Consider the following 20,864-nt stretch of genomic DNA (forward strand, 5'->3'; position numbering starts at 1 on the left):
TGATGCTAATGAAAAACGCCCCGCCAGAGAGATCTGGCGGGGCGTCGACAGGTTGGCTTCAGGCAATACGTTTGGCCAGCACCGGAGCAAGCTTTTCGTTCATGCGCGTGAAGGTTTCGACGGTCGTGTCCCAGTCGATACAGGCATCGGTGATCGAGACACCGTACTGCAGTTGACTCAGGTCGGCAGGCACTTTCTGGGCGCCCCAGCCAATATTGGACTCGACCATCAGGCCGATGATGGAGCGGTTGCCTTCCAGAATCTGGTTGGTCACGTTTTCCAGTACCAGCGGCTGCAGGGCCGGGTCCTTGTTGGAGTTGGCGTGGGAGCAGTCGATCATGATGTTGGCCGACAGCTTGGCCTTGCTCAGCTCTTTTTCGGCCAGCGCGACGCTGACGCTGTCGTAGTTGGGCTTGCCGTTGCCGCCGCGCAGTACCACGTGGCCATAAGCGTTGCCCCGGGTGCGGATGATGGCGACCTGGCCGGCCTGGTTGATGCCCAGGAAGTTATGTGGGTTGGCGACCGACTGCAGGGCATTGATGGCGACATCCAGGCTGCCGTCGGTGCCGTTCTTGAAGCCGACCGGGCAGGAGAGGCCTGAGGCCATCTCGCGATGGGTTTGTGACTCGGTGGTGCGGGCGCCAATGGCTGACCAGCTGATGCAGTCCTGCAGGTACTGTGGCGAGATCGGGTCCAGGGCTTCCGTGGCCAGGGGCAAGCCCATCTCGGCCAGGTCGACCAGCAGTTTGCGGGCGATGTGCAGACCTTCGTCGATTTCGAACGAGTCGTTCAGGTGGGGGTCGTTGATCAGCCCTTTCCAGCCCACGGTGGTACGCGGCTTTTCGAAATAGACGCGCATGACGATGTACAGGCTATCGCTCACCTTGTCGGCCAGCGCGCGCAGGCGGCGGGCGTAATCCAGCGCGGCATCCACGTCGTGGATGGAGCAGGGGCCCACGACCACCAGCAGGCGCGGGTCGTTGCCATCCAGGATGTTCTGAATGACGCGACGGCCTTCCACGACGGAGCGCTCGGCGGCTTCGGTGAGGGGAATGGCCGACTTCAGAGCGTCGGGGGTGGTGAGAACATCCTGAGCGAGGACGTTGAGATTGCTAACCTGTTGATCAGACATCTTGCTACCTGTACATGCGCGATGGACGAAAAGTGGTCACTACTATGGCGCGTCACGGTGGTAAAAATCAATTGTTACGGAACTTTGCATTAAGGAAAAATGTCAGCCACAGGGTTTCAAGAAAGGGGGTAAGCGCTTGATGCGCTGCTAAGAACGCGTAACACTAGATGACATTGGCGTTATGCCACCAAACGCCCTCCAGAACAGGTGAGCCACCAGGCCTCATGGGCCTCGAGCTCTCCATGACGATTAACCAATGCCCAAGGGACACTATGCTGCTTGCTGTGAAGGCCCGATCAACAGGGCGACAAGAATATGAAGCGGCCGGTGTGATACCGGCGCGGAAGGAGCGTGTGAATGGGCACTCGTGAAACGGACCAGCAGTTGGTTGAGCGTGCCCAGAAAGGCGATACACGCGCTTTCGATCTTTTGGTTAAGAAGTATCAGCACAAGATCATTGGCCTGATAGGACGCTACGTGCACGACCACGCCGAAGTGCAGGATGTGGCGCAGGAAGCCTTCATCAAGGCGTACCGTGCGTTGGGCAAGTTTCGTGCAGAAAGTGCTTTCTATACCTGGATGTACCGGATCGCCATCAATACGGCGAAGAACCACCTGGTATCCAGAGGGCGTCGTCCACCCGGCAGCGACCTGGATATCGTCGATGCCGAAATCGTCGATCAAAGCGGCCGCTTGGCCGACTCCGAGTCTCCCGAAGCTGCCATTGCGCGGGACCAGTTGGAAGCCGCTGTGTTCGAAGCCATCGAACGCTTGCCGGATGACCTGCGCACGGCCATTACCCTGCGTGAGCTGGATGGGTTGGCCTACGAGGACATCGCGCAAATCATGCAGTGCCCGGTGGGTACGGTGCGTTCGCGTATTTTTCGTGCCAGGGAGGCGGTAGACGAGCATATCCGCCCGCTGGTCACCACGGCGCGCAACAGCCGTGAAGAGCCCTGAACGTTGGGCCGCTGCCTGCGCATGGACACAAACATTTACGTTTTTACTTTTTTTGTGAACTGTCTGGCGAGTCAGGCGTCATAAGGGCTGCCAGCGTTATTGAGTTGAGCCGCCGAGCAGCCCAATCATGTTGCCTGCCAACTTGGCAATGGCGTTGTGCAGACGGTGATAGATAATCTGAGTCTTGGCCTGTGAGGTTTTGCGGCTAAAACACGCACTAGCCGTGTTGTCGTGAAGCTTCTTCCAACACAGTGTGAGGGTGTGAAGTATGAGTCAAAACACACGGGAGTCACTTTCCGCATTGATGGACGGTGAAAGTGATGAGCTGGAACTTCGCCGAGTGTTGAAATCACTACCTGACGACGCCGACGCGGCAGAGACTTGGCGCCGCTATCATCTGGCGCGCAGCATGATGCAGCGTGAGCGCGAAGTCGATGTCAGCGTCGACCTTTCGGCGGGCATCATGGATCGGTTGCGTAACGAGCCCGTCCCGATGGCAGAGTCCGTCGCGGCATCGAACAGCCGTGTCGGCGGCGTCTCGTTTGCCCGCGGTGCTGGTGTGGCAGCGGCCGTTTCCTTGATGGTGATTACGGGCGTCCAGTTCTTCAATAGCGGCACGGGTACCAGCGGCCAACCTGATGGGGGTATTGCTGCGCAGCCCGGTACCGGCGTGGGTGCTCAGGTGCAGCCAGTCAGCTTGTCAGGTGCCCAGACAGGTGCCTTGGCAGCCTCCGATATGCCGATGTTCGAACCTACGCCGTTCCGGATCAATGGGCAGGCAGGTAATAGCGGCTTGATGAACGTCAGCGAAGCCGGTTTCGCGGCTCCGTCTGCGCCGCAAAGCGTCATGGCTCAGCAGCCAACGTCCATCGATATCGATCAGTTGCGTCTGTTGCAGTCCTACCTGGAGCAGCATGCTCAAGGGGCGGCTAGTGGCGGTGGTGACAGCTGGATGCCGCTGATGCGCTCTTCGGTCACCGAACCTCTGGGACAGCGTTAATGTTGGAGAGAGTGGCCTGAGCATTATGGCGATGGACAAGTGCCGACAGTGGGGAATTCAGGCCGTCGCGTCTGCTGGGCTCGTAAGCCTGTTCTCCTTTTCCACGCCGGTCATCGCAGAGCAAGCGCCCGCATTCAGCTGCGATGACCTTACCTCCTTTACCGCGCCCGCCAACGTTCAGGATTGGCTTGTGCTCAGCAAGCAGGCCGGTCACTGCTACGACTTCCAGGCCAGGGCCGTCTCCATCGATGCTTTGGGAGTGCGTACCCTGGCGCTTTCACATCGTATTCGAGATGGCGTTCGGCAGCAGGTCGTTCAGCATCTGGATGGCCCTTCCGTGAGTGTCGAGCGTCAGTCCGCCGTGGGCTATCGCGCCCGCTTTACCTTAGAAGATCAAGAGACCAGCAGCGCAGCGGAAGCCTGGGCCGCTCACGTAGCCCATTATTATGAGATCGAGCTGCTCAACGATGATCGTGTCGCGGGTCGCGAAGCCGTGCAGCTCAAGTTTGCGCCGCAGGATGGCGAGCGCTATCAGCATGAGTGGTGGCTAGACAAAGAGACGGGGCTGCTGCTCAAGCATGTCATGCGTGATAGCCAATCGCGGGCGCTGGAAACGTTTCAGATTACTCAGCTGCAAGCCCCGGTTCTGTATGAAGGCGAGATTGCCCATCCTGCTTCGCCGGAGGAGCCTGCGATGAGTTGGCAGGCTGAGTGGTTGCCGGATGGTTTCGTTTCTCAGCCGGTCGAAACGAGTTCGTTATCGAGTCAGCGTGTCTACAGCGACGGCTTGGCTTCGGTCAGCTTGTTTGCAGCGCCCGTGGAGCAGCAGGCGCTCTCGGAAGGTAGCCATCAGTTGGGCGTTTCTACGGCCACGGTATCGGTCGTGGAGGTCGATGATCAGCGTTGGCAGCTGGTAGGCGTTGGTGAGCTGCCAGCTGCTGTCATGCGCCGTATCGTTCAGTCCATCGTGATTCAGCCCTGATGTCATTGGCCGAGCCCGCACCCTGTTCTGCGCTCTATCGCACTGGCCGAGTCACAGGGCATGTCGAAGGGCGATTGGTGGTGGATGTGTCGGTGGCCAGCGAATGTGATGCCTGCGCCAAGGGGCGGGGTTGTGGCATGGGCCTGCTGGCGCGCCGCCAGCACCAGCGTGTCGAGGTGCGGCCTGAGTGTCTGGAAAGCCAATTGGCAGAGCGTTACCCTTTGGGCAGTGCGGTGACGCTGACGGTGGAGCGGCAAGCCGTTGGCTATCTGGCGCTTTTGGTCTATGCCGCGCCCATGCTGCTGGCGCTGGTCGTGTCGGGGGCGATTGCCAGGGTGGCAGAGAGTCAATGGATCAGCGCGAGTGTCTTTTTTGGTACCTTGGCGTGCGCCTTGGTGGCGCTTAGATTTCTCATGCGCGGGGGGATGGAACGCTTCCGTCCGCGTTTGGTCAGTTAGTTGTCCTGTAGCTCGCTAAGAGTTGCACTTCCATGGTGTCGTCCCTGCTTGACTAGGAGCTGTTTCATGAAGCGCTTGGTTCTCCCCTCAACGTTATGGTTATGCCTGGTTGCGCTGTTCATGGTGGGTCAAAGTGCCCAGGCGCAAACCTTGCCCGATTTCACGGTGCTGGTAGAAGAAGCGGCGCCGGGCGTCGTCAACATTTCTACCACGCGCACGGTGCAGCGCAGCAGCTCGCCGTCGGCACAAGGGTTTGGTGGTCAGGAAATTCCCGAAATCTTCCGCCACTTTTTTGGTGACAGTTTTCCAACGCCGCCCAGTGGTGGTCAGGGGCGTAGCCAGGAACGACAGTCATTGGGCTCTGGCTTCATCATCAGTGAAGATGGCTACGTGATGACCAACGCCCACGTCGTGCAGGATGCCGATGAAATTCTGGTGCGCCTCAACGACCGTCGCGAACTGCCCGCGGAGCTGATCGGCAGCGATGTGCAGACCGACGTTGCCTTGCTCAAGATCGATGCCAGCGACCTGCCCGTGCTCACGTTGGGGAATTCCGATGAGCTCAAGGTAGGGGAGTGGGTGGCGGCCATTGGCTCGCCTTTCGGCTTCGACCATTCGGTCACTGCGGGTATCGTCAGTGCCATCAACCGTACGCTGCCACAGGACGCTTACGTCCCCTTCATCCAGACCGACGTGGCCATCAATCCGGGTAACTCCGGTGGTCCACTGTTCAATCTGGAAGGTGAAGTCGTCGGTATCAATTCGCAGATCTTCACCCGTAGCGGTGGTTTCATGGGACTGTCGTTCGCCATTCCGATCAACGTCGCCATGGACGTCGCCAGCCAACTTCGTGAAGATGGCCAGGTGAACCGTGGTTGGCTGGGCGTGATGATTCAGCCGGTGTCTCGTGATTTGGCCGAGTCGTTTGGCATGAACGAAGCCATCGGTGCGCTGATTGCCGACCTGGACCCCGAAGGTCCCGCCGCGCAGGGTGGCCTGCAGGCTGGGGATGTGATTCTGGAAGTCAATGGCGAAGAGGTCGATCGCTCCAGCACGTTGCCGCGCCTCATCGGGCGTGTTGCCCCTGGCAGCGATGTGGAGCTTACCCTGATGCGCGATGGTGAGCAGGTGACTGAAACCATCGAACTGGGAAGCTGGCCGGATGCCCAAGGCGTCGAGCAAGCTTCCAGCAGCAACAATCAGATGCGACTAGGTGTCGCTGTGGCCGAAGTGGATGAAGCCACGCGCGAGCGGCTCAACATCACCGGTGGCGTAGAGGTTCGTCAGGTGGAGCCGGACAGCGTTGCCGCCCAGGCGGGGCTCCGCCCGGGAGACATTCTGGTCAGCCTCGACCACCGTAGCGTTGCTTCTGCCGATGAGCTGATGCGAATCGTCGAAGCCTTGCCCACCGATCGTGCCATCCCGCTGCGCCTGTATCGTGATAGACGCTCACTTTTTGTAGCGCTGCGTCTGGAATAAGTACGCTTTTCGCTCCCTCCAGTCCGGCGGTTCTCGCCGGACTGCTGTTCCTATCCCCCGCATATCGCTACAATAGCGCTTATCTTTTGACGAACTTTGGCAATGCAGTGGTGCGGTGTTCACGTTACGCCTTGTTGGCGCTGTCCCCAACACCATCGCTTGCGTACCAATAAGGCAGAACACACTCGATGTCTCATGACGTTTCCGGCGGAAAGCTCAAGCATATTCGCAATTTCTCCATCATCGCCCACATCGACCACGGTAAATCGACGCTTTCCGATCGTTTGATTCAGACTTGTGGTGGCTTGTCCGAGCGTGAACTGAAGGAGCAGGTGCTCGACTCCATGGATATCGAGCGCGAGCGCGGCATTACCATCAAGGCGCAGTCGGTCACGCTGGACTACACCGCGGCCGATGGTCAGGTCTATCAGCTCAACTTCATCGATACACCAGGGCATGTGGACTTCTCCTACGAAGTATCCCGCTCGCTGTACGCCTGTGAAGGGGCGCTGCTGGTAGTGGACGCCGCTCAGGGCGTCGAAGCTCAGTCGGTGGCCAACTGCTACACCGCCATCGAGCAGGGCCTGGAAGTCCTGCCGGTGCTCAACAAGATCGACCTGCCCCAGGCCGACCCGGACCGCGTTTCTCAGGAAGTGGAAGAAATCATCGGCTTGGATGCCACCGATGCCTGCCAGGTGTCGGCCAAGAGCGGTATTGGTATCGACGCACTGCTGGAGCGCCTGGTGCGTGACATTCCGCCCCCTAAAGGGGACCCGGACGCGCCCTTGCAGGCGCTGATCATCGATTCCTGGTTCGACAACTATCTCGGCGTCGTTTCGCTGGTGCGGCTGTTCGACGGTACGCTGCGCAAGGGCGACAAGATTCGCATCAAATCGACCGGGCGGGATTGGAACGCCACCGAAGTAGGCATCTTCACACCGCTGCGTAAAGAGACCAATATTTTGCGCGCGGGTGAGGTCGGTTTCGTGGTTGCCGGGATCAAGGAAATTCATGGTGCCCCGGTCGGTGATACCATCACCCACACCAAAACCCCCGATGTCGAACGCCTGCCGGGCTTCCAGAAGGTCAAGCCGCAGGTATACGCCGGTATGTTCCCGGTCAGCGCCGATGACTATGAAGACTTCCGCGATGCGCTGGAGAAACTGGCGCTGAACGATGCGTCGCTGGAGTACGAGCCGGAAAACTCGGATGCCCTGGGCTTCGGTTTCCGCGTGGGCTTCCTCGGCACCCTGCACATGGAAATCATCCAGGAGCGCCTGGAGCGCGAATACGACCTGGATCTGCTCACGACTGCACCCACGGTGGTGTATGAGCTGGGCATGAAAAATGGCGACATCAAATACGTCTCCAACCCCTCCAAGCTGCCGGACATGGCCGACGTCGACGAGATGCGCGAGCCTATCGTGCGGGCCAGTATTCTGGTGCCCCAGGAGTACGTGGGCAACGTGATTGCCGAGTGCGAGCAGCGCCGTGGCACCCAGCTGGACATGCAGTTTCTGGGCAACCAGATTCAGCTCACTTATGAGCTGCCGATGTCGGAAGTGGTCATGGACTTCTTCGATCGTCTGAAGTCGATTTCTCGCGGTTACGCGTCGCTGGAGTATAACTTCGAGCGTTTTGAAGCCGCCAAGCTGGTGCGTCTGGACGTCTTGATCAATGGCGACAAGGTAGACGCGCTGGCGGTCATCATCCATCGGGATCATGCCCACACCCGCGGCCGTCTGCTGGTGGAGAAGATGAAAGAGCTGATTCCGCGGCAGATGTTCGACGTGGCCATCCAGGCTGCCATTGGCGGGCAGGTGGTCGCGCGCTCGACGGTCAAGGCGCTTCGCAAGAACGTGACCGCGAAGTGTTATGGCGGCGACGTCAGCCGCAAGAAAAAACTGCTGGAAAAACAGAAAGCCGGTAAAAAACGGATGAAACAGGTGGGGCGTGTCGAAATTCCCCAGGATGCCTTCCTTGCTGTGCTCAAGGTCAACGACTAGGGACTCGACCTCACATGGATTTTTCATTATTACTGGTACTTGCCGTCGTACTCTCCGGGGCTATCTTTCTGCTGGATGTGCTGGTGCTGCGGCCCAAGCGCCGTGAGCGGGTGGCCACTGCCGAAGCCGCCACGGTAGACGGGCTGGACGATGCCAGCCGGGAAAAGCTTCTCAAGGAGCCCTGGCCGGTCGACTACTCTCGCTCTTTCTTTCCCGTGTTGCTGGTCGTACTGGTGGTGCGTAGCTTCATCGTCGAACCGTTCCAGATTCCCTCGGGTTCCATGAAGCCGACGCTGGAAGTAGGCGACTTCATCCTGGTGAACAAGTTTGCCTATGGCCTGCGCCTGCCCGTGGTACACCACCGCTTTCTGGAAGTGGACGACCCGGAGCGTGGTGATGTCATGGTGTTTCGCTTCCCTGACGAGCCCTCGGTCAATTTCATCAAGCGCGTAGTGGGCCTGCCCGGCGACCGTGTTCGGTATGAAGGCAAGCAGCTCTATGTGAACGGCGAAGCAGTCAGCAAGGTGCTGGTCGAAGAAGGCCCGGCCTTGTCTCCCCAGCAGCTGTTGCTCGAAGAGCAGCTGGGTGAAGTGAGCCATTTCATTTATAACAATCCGCGTGATCCTGGCCCGCAAATGCGTGAGGTAGTGGTGCCGGAAGGGCACTATTTCACCATGGGCGATAACCGTGATCACTCCAACGATAGCCGCTACTGGGGCTTTGTTCCGGAAGAGAACATCGTCGGGCGCGCCTTTGCAGTCTGGATGCACTGGGATGGTGGTTTGCCCAGCTTCAGCAGCGTGCGTCGCATCGAATGAAGCACCTGTTAAACAACAAGGTCAGCGTGGTTATTTTGTATAACGTCAATGACGTAGGAGCACCGTGAGCAATTCCTTAACCGCTTTTTGCCGACGAATCGGCCATACCTTTGGCGACCCAACGCTACTGGAACTGGCCATGACCCATCGCAGCTATGGTGGTCGCAACAATGAGCGCCTGGAATTTCTGGGTGACTCTATCGTCAACTTTGTCATTGCCGAAGCGCTGTTTCAGCGCTTCCCCCAGGCGCGAGAAGGTCAGCTTTCCCGCCTGCGCGCGCGTCTGGTCAAGGGGCAGACCTTGGCCGAGCTGGCCCGTGAAATGTCGTTTGGCGAGTGCCTGCGACTTGGCTCGGGAGAGATGAAAAGCGGCGGTCACCGCCGTGAATCCATCCTGGCCGATGCCGTCGAGGCCGTGATCGGGGCCATCTACCTGGATGCAGGTATGGACGCCGTGCGTGACCGTGTACTGGCCTGGTATGCGGAGAGACTGGAAAACATCTCTCTTCAGGATACTCAGAAGGACCCCAAAACGCGCTTGCAAGAGTTTCTCCAGTCACGCCAGGCCGCGTTGCCTCGCTACGAAGTGGTCTCGGTCAAGGGCGAGGCGCATGCCCAGACGTTTACCGTGGAGTGCTATATCGATCTGTTGAGCGAGCATACCACTGGTAAAGGTCCTAGCCGCCGACATGCAGAGCAACAGGCGGCGGAAGAAGCTCTGTCCTATCTTGAACAACCCCCTGGAGACAAATCATGAGCCAAACCTGCGGATTCGTGGCCATCGTTGGCCGTCCCAACGTAGGCAAATCAACCCTCATGAACCGGATTCTGGGGCAAAAGATCTCGATTACCTCTCGGCGGCCGCAAACTACCCGCCATCAGGTGATGGGTATCAAGACCGTCGATGAGACGCAGTTCATCTACGTGGACACCCCGGGCATGCACATCATGTCCAAGGATCGCAACAAGGCGATCAACCGATTCATGAACCAGGCAGCCACCCAGGCGCTGCGTGACGTGGATTGTGTCGTCTTCATCATCGATCGTACGCGCTGGACCGAGGAAGACCAGGCGGTGCTCAAGCGTCTGGAGCATGTCACGGCGCCGGTGATTCTGGCAGTGAACAAGGTCGACCGCCTGCAGGACAAGGCCGACCTGCTGCCCTGGTTGGCGGAGGTGGGGGCACGGCGTGAATTTGCTGCCGTCATCCCCATTTCAGCGAAGCACGGCACGCAGGTCGAAGCGCTGGAAGATGAGGTGGCCAAACACCTGCCAGAAAGTATTCACTTCTTCCCTGAAGACCAGATTACCGACAAGAGTCTGCGCTTCATGGCCGCCGAGCTGGTGCGCGAAAAGGTCATGCGTCAGCTGGGCGACGAGCTGCCCTATCAGATGACCGTCGAGATCGAGGAGTTTCGCGAGACCGAGCGGGTGACCCATATCAGCGCGTTGATTTTGGTGGAGCGCCAGGGCCAGAAAGTGATTCTGATCGGTGAAAACGGCGATCGGATCAAGAGTATCGGCCGAGAGGCGCGGCTGGACATGGAGCGTGCCTTGGGCACCAAGGTCATGCTCAACCTGTGGGTCAAGGTCAAGCGAGGCTGGTCGGACGATGAGCGTGCCTTGAAGAGCCTGGGTTACGACCTGGATTGAGCGCGGCCATGACCCCCGAGCCTGCCTTTCTGTTGCACCGCAAGGCGTATCGGGAAACCAGCGCGCTGGTCGACCTGCTGACGCTCAACCACGGGCGCATCCGTGCGGTGGCTCAGGGCGGGCAGCGCCCCGGTTCGAAATCGCGCCAGCGTTTGCAACCCTTTACGCCGCTGTTCATCGCTTGGCGCGGAGAGCGTGAGCTGAAGCGGCTGACCTTGATGGAGTCCCGGGGACAGACCGCGCTGCTGGCGGGTGAAGGGCTGTTGTGTGGCCTTTATGCCAATGAAATTGCCACCCGCTTGCTGCCGCTGGAACTGGCATCCGCGAATGTGTTTGCCTTTTACAGTGCGCTGCTGGAGGCACTTCCGGTGCCCGCCGCGCGCGGGTTGGCGCTGAGACGCTATGAGTGGGCGCTACTGGAAGCCCTGGAAGCCACGCCGCGCTTCTGCACGCCTCAAGGTACCCCTTTGGACCCTCACGGGCGCTATCGATTCGAGGCGGCCAGTCGTGCATTCTTGCCCGCCGAGCGAGGGATCGACGGCCGTGCCTTGCGCTATATCGAGCAGGGTGACTGGGAATCAGAGAGCCTGGCCAGCGCCTTGAAAGCGCTCATGCGAGCAGCGCTGGCGCCCCACCTGGGGGCGGTGGCACTACGCTCGCGAGAGCTGATGATGGATTTGGCCCGCCGCCGTCAGCGCTAGGCGGGCCTCTCTCATACAAGCAATTCTCAGACAAGCAATACTCAGACAAGCAATGATGGCCTCTGTGTGCCATCCAATGGAGAGTCACGATGCATCCTCCTCGTATTCTACTGGGTGTCAACATCGATCACGTCGCCACCCTGCGCCAAGCACGGGGCACCCGCTACCCGGACCCCGTTCAGGCAGCGCTGTTGGCCGAAGAGGCCGGTGCCGATGGCATCACGGTTCACCTGCGTGAAGACCGCCGTCATATCCAGCCCCGCGACGTACGCCTGCTGGCCGAGATGCTCAACACGCGCATGAACCTCGAAATGGCCGTGACCGAAGAGATGCTGGCCCTGGCCGAAGAAGTGCGGCCTGCCCACGTTTGCCTGGTGCCGGAAAAGCGCGAAGAGCTGACCACGGAAGGTGGCCTGGACGTGGTGGGTGGGTTCGAACAGATTGCCGCTGCTTGCCAGCGTCTGGCAGCCGCGGGCTGTGACGTATCGCTGTTCATCGACCCCGATGTAGCCCAGGTCGACGCGGCCAAGCGTGCTGGAGCGCCTACCATCGAACTGCACACCGGTGCCTATGCCGAAGCTCGGCCGGGCAGCGAAACGGCCAACGCCGAGTATGACCGCCTTAGTGCAGCAGCGGTCCATGCCGTCTCGCTTGGGCTGGTGGTCAATGCCGGGCATGGTCTGCATTACCACAATGTGGAAGCCATTGCTGCCTTGCCGGGTGTCAACGAGCTGAACATCGGGCACGCGATCATTGCGCGCGCCCTTTTTGTGGGCCTGAAAGAGGCCATTCAGGAAATGAAGCGGCTGATAATTGCTGGCCAGGAGGCGGGCCTGATGGCCGCGCTGGATGCCCATGAACACGAGCATGCGCATGACGAGCATGATGGCCATCACGGCTGCTGCGGGCATTGAATGATCGTTGGCATTGGCTCTGATATAGCCCGCGTTGCTCGGTTTAGCCAGGCCCTGGAGCGCCACGGTGAGCGTTTTGCCGAACGCATTCTGGGCCAGCAGGAGCAGCAGGTATGGCGGGCCAAAGGCTGCCCGGTGGCTTATCTGGCCAAGCGCTTCGCGGCCAAGGAAGCCTTCGTGAAAGCCTTGGGCCTTGGCTTGCGCCAGGGCATGCAGTGGGGAGACATCCAGGTGCTTAACGACGCGCTGGGCAAGCCCGGATTACACCTGCATGGTGAGGCCCAGCGGCTCTTCGCAGCCAGCGGCGCCGCCACGGCGCACATTACCCTCAGTGACGAAGCCGAGTATGCCGTGGCGTTCGTGGTGCTGGAGCGCTGATCGCCCCCATCACATGCCGTTCTCCTTGTTTACTCCAGTAAGCCATCGCGGTATTGGGCAAGTCGCGTCATGGCGGCGTAAAGCTCTTCCAGCAGCGTATCGACATGGCGTAGCCCGCTGGTGCGTAGCCGAGTTTCCAGGGTTTCCACCAGCAGGGCCAGCTCTGGTGCACCGCAGTAGCGGCTGGCCCCGTTCAGCCCGTGCACCCAGTCCAGCAGTTCGTTCAGGTCGTCTGCCTGGAAAGCCTCGCGCATTTGTCGTTCGTGCTCTTCCAGGCTGTCGATCAGCCTGACCAACTGCTGCTTGGCCAATAATGTCTTGCCGCCTGCCAAGCGCGTCCCCAGGGCGAGATCCACGGCAGGCAGGGCGCTGGGCAATGCCAAGGGTTTTGCCAAGGGTTCTGCCAAGGGCTCTGGTGTGGCCGGTGGGGTATCTGCTTCAGTAGAAGTTGGCGTGATGTCTTGATACCCCGGGTCGGGCGTAATACCCAGAAACCGCTGCATGAGCTGCTGCAACTGTACGTCATTGATGGGTTTGATCAACACATCGTCCAGCCCTTCACTCAGCCACTGCTGGCGTTCGTTATTCAGTACGTGGGCGGTGACCGCGATGATGGGGCAGCGTGCCCAGCTGCCGTTGACGCGACGCAGCGCTTTGGTGGTTTCAATGCCGTTCATGTCGGGCATGCGAATATCCATCAGTACCATGTCGGCGGTATGCTGGCGCGCGAACTCCAATGCCTCTCTGCCGCTGGCAGCCAAGACGATGCGCAGCGTGCTGCTCTCCAGCATGGCCTTGAGCAGCTCACGGTTGGCAGTGTTGTCGTCAACGATCAGCAGCGTCAAAGGGGCGCCTTGGGAAGGCTTGTTGGCAAGCTCCAGGGGTTTCGGCTCCTGACCCGCTGGCAGTACCGTGGGCTGCAGCAAGCGTCGTACCATCGTGACCAGTTGGGCGCGGGTGAAGGGCTTGCAGAGCATGTCACCGCCATGGGGTAAGTCCCAGTGGGGCAGTTCAAAGCTGGTGGTGTTGGCCAGAATGATGACTGGGCAGGGGGTCTGGGCAATGATGTTCTGCCAATAGCCCTTACGTTCGCCGTCAAAATCATCGTGTTCGAGGCTGACCATCAGCAGTGCCTCATTGCCGGCATCGATGAACGATACAGGGCGTGCGCCCCAGCGTTCCAGCAAGTGTTCCAGCACGTTTCGAGTGGGCAAGTGAGGTTCGTGCAAACGCACGATCGGATTGTCCAGCACCAGTTCTGGAGGGCGCTCGTCTGCCTGATGGGCGAGCAGGGGGAGCGTAAACGAAAAAGTCGACCCTCTGCCCAACTCGCTTTCGACACCAATCTCGCCGCCCATGCGTTGAATCAGCTGGCGGCAGATCGACAGGCCCAGACCGCTGCCTCCAAACTGTCGGGAGTGGCTGGGCTCTGCCTGAGAGAAGGCGCTGAACAGCTGCTGCTGGTGTTCATCACTCAATCCAATACCGGTATCACTGACGCTGATGTGCAGGACGACGTGCTGACCCTCTTGGTTGTCCAGCATGACGCGCACGATCACATCGCCCTCATTGGTGAATTTGAGGGCATTGCCAAGCAAGTTGTTCAGCACCTGATGGATGCGTAGCGGGTCACCGCATAGCGGGGTCGGCACGTCGTCATACACCATGGCGACCAGGTTGAGCTGCTTGCGCTGCGCTTCTGGGGCATGCAGGCCAATCACTTCATCGACCAGCGCCACGATATCCACGTCCACTTCTTCCAGTGTCAGGCGGTCTGCTTCCAGTTTCGAGAAATCCAGCACGTCGTTGACCAGCATCAGCAGGTTGTCACAGGCCCGGCGCACATGGTCCAGCCACTCCTTTTGGCGGCTGTCGAGCGACGAGCGGCCCAGCAGCCGACAGAAACCGATGATGCCATTGAGCGGTGTACGTATCTCATGGCTCATGTTGGCCAGAAATTCAGACTTCACGGCGTTGGCTCTCAGCGCGCTGCGGTGTGCCAGATCAAGCTTGATGTTCTGCTCTTCGATGGTCTCCATGGATTCCTGGAGTTCACTGGTGGCTTGCTCGATCTGGCTCTGCATGTTGCGCCGGGCGTGCTGGAAATACTCCGCCAGCCGATTGATATGCTGGGCCAGTTGGCGCAGCTCGATGGGGTTGGCAGGAGTGATCTGCAGGCGGTCATCGCCTCTCGACAGTCGGTAAAGTGCCTGGCTGGCTTCTTCGATGGGGCGGGTAACATAGCGGCTGATGGCAAAGGCGATCAGAAACAGCAACAGGCCCAGCAGCATGCCGCCCAGGCTGAGGCTGGCAATCAGCTTGTAGCGCTCCAGCACCAGCGTGCGGATATCCATCTCGGCTTCCAGCCAGCCATTGTTCGTGCGCCCACGACCGCTCAGTGACTCGCTGGTCAGCGGTACCTGAACGCGCCACAGATCGTCTTCCATGGCGATGGTCGTCGTTTCCGGGGCGTGCAGTCGAGCCGGGGGTGGCAGCGAGGTACCCATCACCAGCAGGCGATTGCCTTGTTCATCGAAGAGGGTGACGGCTCGTAGGTGGCGCTGTTCGAGCAGTTTTCCCGCGAGGCTCTCCAGGCGTTGCGAGTCGCCATCGGCCATGGCCTCGCCCAGGCTGGGAGCCAACAGCTCGCCAGTACTGACCAGCCTTTCCACAAGTACCGCACGGCCTGTGGCGTCGGCGTGAAAGACGAACAGAAACGCCATCATGGCATACACCAACAGTGGAAAACCCAGCAGGGCAAACAGCAGGCGCGTGTTTAAAGACATGAAAGAAGCTCATCGAATCCAGAAGGTTGCCTGTCCAGGCATGGGCAGCACCGATATAATGCAGCATAACGGTTACGATAAGGAATGTGTGATGAATTATCCCACGCTTGAAGATGTGGTCGGCAACACACCGCTGGTACGTCTGAAAAGAATCACGGCAGGCCGCAACAATACGCTGCTGGCCAAGCTGGAGGGCAACAACCCGGCAGGCTCGGTCAAGGACCGCCCAGCGCTGTCGATGCTCAGCGAAGCAGAAGCCCGTGGTGACATTCGTCCCGGTGATACGCTGATCGAGGCGACCTCGGGCAATACCGGCATTGCGCTGGCCATGGCGGCCGCCATCAAGGGTTACAAGATGGTGCTGGTCATGCCTGAAAATGCTTCCGCCGAGCGCAAGCAAGCCATGGCGGCCTATGGCGCCAGGCTCATCTCGGCGAGCAAGGAGGGAGGCATGGAAGAGGCACGCGATATCGCCGACGCCATGATTGCCCGAGGCGAGGGCAAGCCGCTCAACCAGTTTGCCAACCCGGACAACCCGCTGGCGCATTATCGCACCACCGGCCCGGAGGTATGGCGGCAAACCGACGGTGAGATCACACACTTCGTCAGCTCCATGGGTACTACGGGCACCATCATGGGCGTGTCACGGTATCTCAAGGAGCAGAACCCGGCCGTGCAGATCGTCGGGCTGCAGCCGGCCGATGGCGCCAGTATTCCCGGCATTCGCCGCTGGCCCCAGGAGTACCTGCCCGCCATCTTCGAAGCGCCGAGAGTCGATGTCACGCTGGACATCGCCCAGCAGGAAGCCGAAGAGCACATGCGTCGCCTGGCCCGGGAAGAGGGTATTCTGGCTGGGGTTTCATCCGGCGGCAGCCTGGCAGGTGCGCTGCGCATCGCCGAACAAACCGAAAACGCGGTCATCGTGTTCATCGTCTGTGACCGTGGTGATCGCTATCTCTCCACGGGCTTGTTCGCCCCGGAGGTATGAATGGCCATGTTGGGTAAGCGGCGGCCTCCACGCCCCGCCTCGGGCCATTCGGGCCTGGCACGCACGCCAAGTGGGCGAGCCGCAAAAGAGCAGACTGGCGAGCTCTCCGGTGCGCCGCTGGTCATCGAGCGGCTGGCCCATGATGGCCGAGGGGTGGCCCACAACGCTGCCGGGAAGACCGTATTCATCGACCGGGTGCTGCCCGGCGAGGAAGTGGAGGTCGCGGTCCATGTGACCCGCAAACGCTTCGATGAGGCGCATGTCAAAACTCTGCTGACTCCCTCGCCCCTGCGCGTGACGCCGCCCTGTGCCCACTTTGGCCAGTGCGGAGGGTGCGATTTGCAGCATATGGCGCTCGACACCCAGCGCCATCACAAACGTGAGGTGGTCGCTGAGCTACTGGCACGGCAGGGCCTGGCCCACGATGCCATCGGCTTGCTCCACGGGCAGACCACGGCGTATCGCCGTCGGGCGAGGCTGGGTGTCAAGGTGGATAGCCAGGGCAAGGTGCACCTGGGGTTTCGCGCCGCCAGCACGCATCGGCTGGTAGATATCGACACCTGTCCAGTGCTGGTGCCTGCCTTGCAGGCGCTCATTGCCCCTCTGCGAGCGCTGTTGGCGAGCCTGGAAGCCCCGCGCTTGGTCGGCCACCTCGAACTGCTGGCGACCTCGGATGCGACGGTCGTGCTGGTGCGTCAGTTGAAGGCACAGCCTGACGATGAGCTGCGCTGGCAGCGTTTCGCTGAGCAGCACCAGGTACATGTCGGTGCCTGGCTGGGGCGCGAAACGCCCCAGCTGCACTGGTATGGTGCGCCACCTTTGCTGAGAGAGCGCGTTGACATGCAGGCGTTGGGCATCGACGCCAGCACACTGCCATCCAACCTGTCGCTTGACTTTGCGCCGGGAGACTTTTTGCAGGTCAATGCCGAGGTGAACCAGCAGATGGTGGCACAAGTGGTAGGCTGGTTGGCGCCCAAGCCCGGCATGGTGCTGCTGGATCTGTTTGCCGGTATCGGCAATTTCAGCCTGCCGTTGGCCGCTGCAGGCGCTCGCGTTCATGCGGTCGAAGGGAGCCAAGGCATGGTCGAACGGCTGCGCGACAATGCCCATAACGCCCGCGATGCCGATGCAGTCCTGGCGGTCAGCGCGGAACAAGCGGATCTCAGCAATGCCGAGGCCGTGGCCAAGGTGCTGCGGCAGCACCCCGTGGATGCGCTGGTGCTGGACCCGCCGCGTAGCGGTGCCGAGGCGGTGTGTCAGGCGCTGGGCCGCCATCGCATTGCCAAGATCGCGTATGTCTCCTGCGACCCGGCAACCCTGGCTCGCGATGCGGCACATCTTGTGCATGCAGGGTATGCTATCAAGCACGTTGTCGTGGCCGACATGTTCGTACATACGGCGCACATGGAAACGCTGATGCTGTTTGAATATACGGGCTAGCGTGCCATTTGCAGCAAGCCGCCACCCAAAAGGATGAGTCATTGTCATGGTGAAAGTGCGTGAAGACCAGCCGCTGACAGAAAGCGGAAAGGTGGACATACAACAATGGTTAACGCGCCTTCAGGAAGATGTGCGCCTGCGTGAGCCCGAGCGCCTGCTTCAGGCCTGCGAGCTGGCCGACCAGTTGGAGCGAGAAGCCCCCCGCACCCATCGTGTGTGGCTGTCACCAGGTTCCAGTTTTCGCATGGGCCTGGAAATGGCCGATATTCTGGCCGATCTCAAGCTCGATCAAGCCACGCTGGAAGCTGCCGTGCTGTATCGCGCCGTGCGCGAAGGGTTGCTGAGCCTCGACGCAGTGACCAAGCGCTTTGGCGATGAAGTGGCGAAGCTGATCGATGGCGTACTGCAGATGGCCGCCATCAGCTACCCCTTGGCGCCCAACCATGGCATGAGCCAGCATAACCAGCAGGAAAACCTGCGCAAAATGCTGGTCAATATGGTGGGAGATGTACGGGTCGCGTTGATCAAGATTGCCGAACGCACCTGCGCGCTGCGTCAGGTCAAGGACGCCCCCCGGGAAAAATGCCTGCAGGTGGCCAGGGAAGTGGCCGATATCTACGCGCCGCTGGCCCACCGCCTGGGCATTGGCCAGATCAAGTGGGAGCTGGAAGACCTCTCGTTCCGCTACCTGCATGAGGACGAGTACAAGGCGATTGCCAAGTTGCTGGCAGAGAAGCGCCTGGACCGCGACCGCTATATTCACGATGTGGTCGAAACCCTCAAGACCCTCATGGAAGCCCAGCATATCCATCGTTACGATGTCAGTGGCCGGGCAAAGCATATCTACTCCATCTGGCGCAAGATGAAGCGCAAGCGGATCGATTTTTCCCAGGTCCACGATGTGCGCGCCGTGCGCATTCTGGTACCCGAAGTCACCGACTGCTACACCGTGCTGGGTATCGTCCACTCCCGCTGGCACCACGTGCCCAACGAGTTCGACGACTACATCGCCAACCCCAAGAAAAACGGTTATCAGTCGCTGCACACGGCGGTCATGGGGCCGGAAAACAAGGTGCTGGAAATTCAGATCCGCACCTTCGGTATGCACGACGAGGCCGAGCTTGGGGTGTGTGCCCACTGGCGTTACAAGGGCCACGATACCAATGCCAAGAGTCGCAGCTACGAAGAAAAGATCGCCTGGCTGCGGCAGGTGCTGGAGTGGCAGGACGAAGTGGGCGGCTTTGGAGACCTGCGCGAAGGGCTCTCCAGCGACGTGGCGCCGGACCGAATCTATGTTTTCACCCCTGACGGCCACGTGATCGACCTGCCGCGTATCGCTACTCCCATCGACTTTGCCTACCGGGTACACACCGAAATAGGCCATCGCTGCCGAGGTGCCAAGGTCAATGGGCGTATCGTGCCCCTGACCTACAAGCTCAAGACTGGCCAGCAGATCGAGATTCTCACCGCGACCAAAGGTGGCCCCAGCCGCGACTGGCTCAACCCCAGCCTGGGCTACGTACGCACCTCGCGGGCGCGGGCCAAGATCCAGGCGTGGTTCAAACATCAGGCCCGGGACCAGAACCTGGACGAAGGGCGCACGCTCTTCGAGCGTGAAATGCGTCGTCTGGATGTGGAAGGGCTCGACCTGCCAAAACTGGCCAAGGCGGTCAATTACCAGAACGCTGACGACATGTACGCCGCGTTGGGCGCCGGTGACCTGCGGATAGGCCAGGTACTGCATCAGGCGCAGCAGCTGTTTGGCGAGACCGATGACCAGGAGCAGTTGGACCGACTGCTGGCCAAGCCTCGCCGCCAGCCCAGCAAGGCCACCAAAAGTGATATTACCGTGCTGGGCGTGGGCAACTTGAAGACCAGCATGGCCAACTGCTGCCGACCGGTGCCCGGCGAGCCGATTGTCGGCTTCATCACGCAAGGGCGTGGGGTCACCGTGCACCGTCAGGATTGCACCAATATTCTCCAATTGCGTATGGAGGAGCCTCAGCGCATTATCGAAGTGGAGTGGGGCGAACGCGCCCATACCCGCTATCCGGTGACCATCGAGATTCAGGCCTGGGACCGTTCGGGTTTGCTGCGCGATGTCACGGGCCTGCTGGGCAATGAAAAGGTCAATGTACTGGCGGTCAACACGCTGACCGATACCGACGAGGGCATTGCCCGCCTGCGCATCACCCTGGAGGTGGATGGCCTGGAGTCCCTGGGACGGCTGTTCTCGCGTATTCAGCAGTTGCCCAACGTGACCGAGGTTCGCCGCCTGCGTAACGCCGACCCCGAAAAAAGTGCCCGTAAAGGAGGGGCCTGATGCGCTACCGCCTGGAAGACCTGTTGACGCTGATGGCCGTGCTGCGTGACCCGCAGCAGGGCTGCCCGTGGGACGTCAAGCAGCACTGGGACACCATCGTGCCGCATACCCTGGAAGAAGCCTACGAAGTTGCCGATGCCATCGAGCGGCGTGCTTTCGATGAGCTGCCCGGAGAGCTGGGGGACCTGCTGTTTCAAGTGGTCTATTACGCCCAGTTCGCCGCCGAGGAGCAGCGCTTCGATTTCCACGATATCGTCCATACGTTGACGGAAAAGATGCTGCGTCGCCATCCGCATGTGTTTCCAGAGGGGACGCTGGCGTCTCGCCGCCCGCCTGGCATGAGCGCAGACGCCGTCAAAACCCAGCAGGTCAACAGCCGCTGGGAAGCGCTCAAGGCCGAAGAGCGCGCGCAGCGCAGCGTCGAAGAGGTATCGGTGCTCGACGATGTACCGCGTAACCTGCCTGCGCTGAGCAGGGCGACCAAACTCTCCAAGCGTGCCGCCCGAGTGGGTTTCGACTGGCCCGATGCCCGCGGCGTGCTGGACAAGATTCGTGAAGAGCTGGCCGAGGTCGAAGAGGCGCTGGCCGCCGGCGACCGCCAGCATGCGCAGGAAGAAGTGGGTGACCTGCTGTTTGCGGTCACCAACCTGGCGCGTACCCTTGGGGCCGATCCTGAGCAGTGCCTGCGCCAGACCAACAGCAAATTCGAGCGCCGTTTTCGCCATGTCGAAGGCGCACTTGCCAGGGCCGAGCGACCGCTGGGTCAGGCGACCCTGGAAGAAATGGAACACCACTGGCAAGCCGCGAAAGCCCAAGAACAACGCTAATATCTCACCATATCAACGC

At 60.4% G+C, this 20,864-nt stretch carries 18 protein-coding genes; 16 read left to right on the forward strand and 2 right to left on the reverse strand.

Annotated elements, in window-relative coordinates; genetic code table 11:
• Positions 1–58: 58 nt before the first annotated feature.
• Complete coding sequence (locus tag IE061_RS10330) at positions 59–1,132, reverse strand: 3-deoxy-7-phosphoheptulonate synthase (protein WP_039177196.1); 1,074 nt, start codon at positions 1,130–1,132, stop codon at positions 59–61.
• A gap of 357 nt (positions 1,133–1,489) precedes the next feature.
• Here IE061_RS10330 and rpoE point away from each other — a divergent pair, with 357 nt between their 5' ends.
• From rpoE to acpS, 12 genes are all read left to right on the forward strand, one after another.
• The gene (gene rpoE / locus IE061_RS10335) at positions 1,490–2,092 is read left to right on the forward strand and encodes an RNA polymerase sigma factor RpoE (protein ID WP_193461563.1); all 603 of its coding nucleotides are present in this window, start codon (positions 1,490–1,492) and stop codon (positions 2,090–2,092) included.
• A 268-nt stretch (positions 2,093–2,360) separates the two neighbouring features.
• Complete coding sequence (locus IE061_RS10340; RefSeq protein WP_081137131.1) at positions 2,361–3,092, forward strand: sigma-E factor negative regulatory protein; 732 nt, start codon at positions 2,361–2,363, stop codon at positions 3,090–3,092.
• A 25-nt stretch (positions 3,093–3,117) separates the two neighbouring features.
• On the forward strand, positions 3,118–4,074 hold the full coding sequence (locus IE061_RS10345; protein WP_230478438.1) for a MucB/RseB C-terminal domain-containing protein: 957 nt from the start codon (positions 3,118–3,120) through the stop codon (positions 4,072–4,074).
• Positions 4,074–4,532, forward strand: coding sequence for a SoxR reducing system RseC family protein (locus tag IE061_RS10350; protein WP_229800731.1), 459 nt, complete (start codon positions 4,074–4,076; stop codon positions 4,530–4,532). The genes IE061_RS10345 and IE061_RS10350 overlap by 1 nt, the downstream gene beginning before the upstream one ends.
• Positions 4,533–4,598: 66 nt before the next feature.
• Positions 4,599–6,011, forward strand: a complete 1,413-nt coding sequence (locus IE061_RS10355) for a DegQ family serine endoprotease (RefSeq protein WP_193461564.1) — start codon at positions 4,599–4,601, stop codon at positions 6,009–6,011.
• A gap of 188 nt (positions 6,012–6,199) precedes the next feature.
• Positions 6,200–8,017: a translation elongation factor 4 gene (gene lepA / locus IE061_RS10360; RefSeq protein ID WP_039177184.1), complete on the forward strand. Its 1,818-nt coding sequence runs from the start codon at positions 6,200–6,202 to the stop codon at positions 8,015–8,017.
• Positions 8,018–8,031: 14 nt separating this feature from the next.
• Positions 8,032–8,835 (forward strand): signal peptidase I, encoded by an 804-nt coding sequence (lepB, locus tag IE061_RS10365; protein ID WP_039177182.1) that lies wholly within the window; start codon positions 8,032–8,034, stop codon positions 8,833–8,835.
• A gap of 64 nt (positions 8,836–8,899) precedes the next feature.
• Positions 8,900–9,592, forward strand: a complete 693-nt coding sequence (gene rnc, locus IE061_RS10370; RefSeq protein ID WP_039177180.1) for a ribonuclease III — start codon at positions 8,900–8,902, stop codon at positions 9,590–9,592.
• Positions 9,589–10,488, forward strand: coding sequence for a GTPase Era (era, locus tag IE061_RS10375; RefSeq protein WP_039177179.1), 900 nt, complete (start codon positions 9,589–9,591; stop codon positions 10,486–10,488). Before rnc ends, era begins: the two co-directional genes overlap by 4 nt.
• 8 nt (positions 10,489–10,496) lie before the next feature.
• On the forward strand, positions 10,497–11,189 hold the full coding sequence (gene recO / locus IE061_RS10380; RefSeq protein ID WP_039177176.1) for a DNA repair protein RecO: 693 nt from the start codon (positions 10,497–10,499) through the stop codon (positions 11,187–11,189).
• Between the two features lie 89 nt (positions 11,190–11,278).
• Positions 11,279–12,103: a pyridoxine 5'-phosphate synthase gene (gene pdxJ, locus IE061_RS10385; RefSeq protein WP_144982494.1), complete on the forward strand. Its 825-nt coding sequence runs from the start codon at positions 11,279–11,281 to the stop codon at positions 12,101–12,103.
• Positions 12,104–12,481, forward strand: coding sequence for a holo-ACP synthase (gene acpS, locus IE061_RS10390; protein WP_096923133.1), 378 nt, complete (start codon positions 12,104–12,106; stop codon positions 12,479–12,481).
• Positions 12,482–12,510: 29 nt separating this feature from the next.
• Here the strand turns inward: acpS and IE061_RS10395 are convergent, their stop codons facing one another.
• Complete coding sequence (locus IE061_RS10395) at positions 12,511–15,267, reverse strand: ATP-binding protein (RefSeq protein ID WP_193461565.1); 2,757 nt, start codon at positions 15,265–15,267, stop codon at positions 12,511–12,513.
• 91 nt (positions 15,268–15,358) lie between these two features.
• On the opposite strand from IE061_RS10395, the gene cysM reads away from it, so the two are divergent.
• From cysM to mazG, 4 genes are read left to right on the forward strand one after another with little or no spacing between them, the layout of a single operon-like run.
• A complete protein-coding gene (cysM, locus tag IE061_RS10400; protein ID WP_039177164.1) occupies positions 15,359–16,255 on the forward strand; it encodes a cysteine synthase CysM in 897 nt (298 codons plus the stop codon).
• Entirely contained in the window at positions 16,256–17,695 is a 1,440-nt protein-coding gene (locus IE061_RS10405; RefSeq protein WP_193461566.1) for a TRAM domain-containing protein, read from the forward strand.
• Positions 17,696–17,741: 46 nt separating this feature from the next.
• Positions 17,742–20,018 (forward strand): GTP diphosphokinase, encoded by a 2,277-nt coding sequence (gene relA, locus IE061_RS10410; protein WP_039177160.1) that lies wholly within the window; start codon positions 17,742–17,744, stop codon positions 20,016–20,018.
• On the forward strand, positions 20,018–20,845 hold the full coding sequence (gene mazG / locus IE061_RS10415; RefSeq protein ID WP_039177156.1) for a nucleoside triphosphate pyrophosphohydrolase: 828 nt from the start codon (positions 20,018–20,020) through the stop codon (positions 20,843–20,845). The genes relA and mazG overlap by 1 nt, the downstream gene beginning before the upstream one ends.
• Positions 20,846–20,864: the final 19 nt, after the last annotated feature.

It is taken from the genome of Vreelandella hamiltonii (assembly GCF_014651795.1).
Lineage (GTDB): Bacteria > Pseudomonadota > Gammaproteobacteria > Pseudomonadales > Halomonadaceae > Vreelandella > Vreelandella hamiltonii.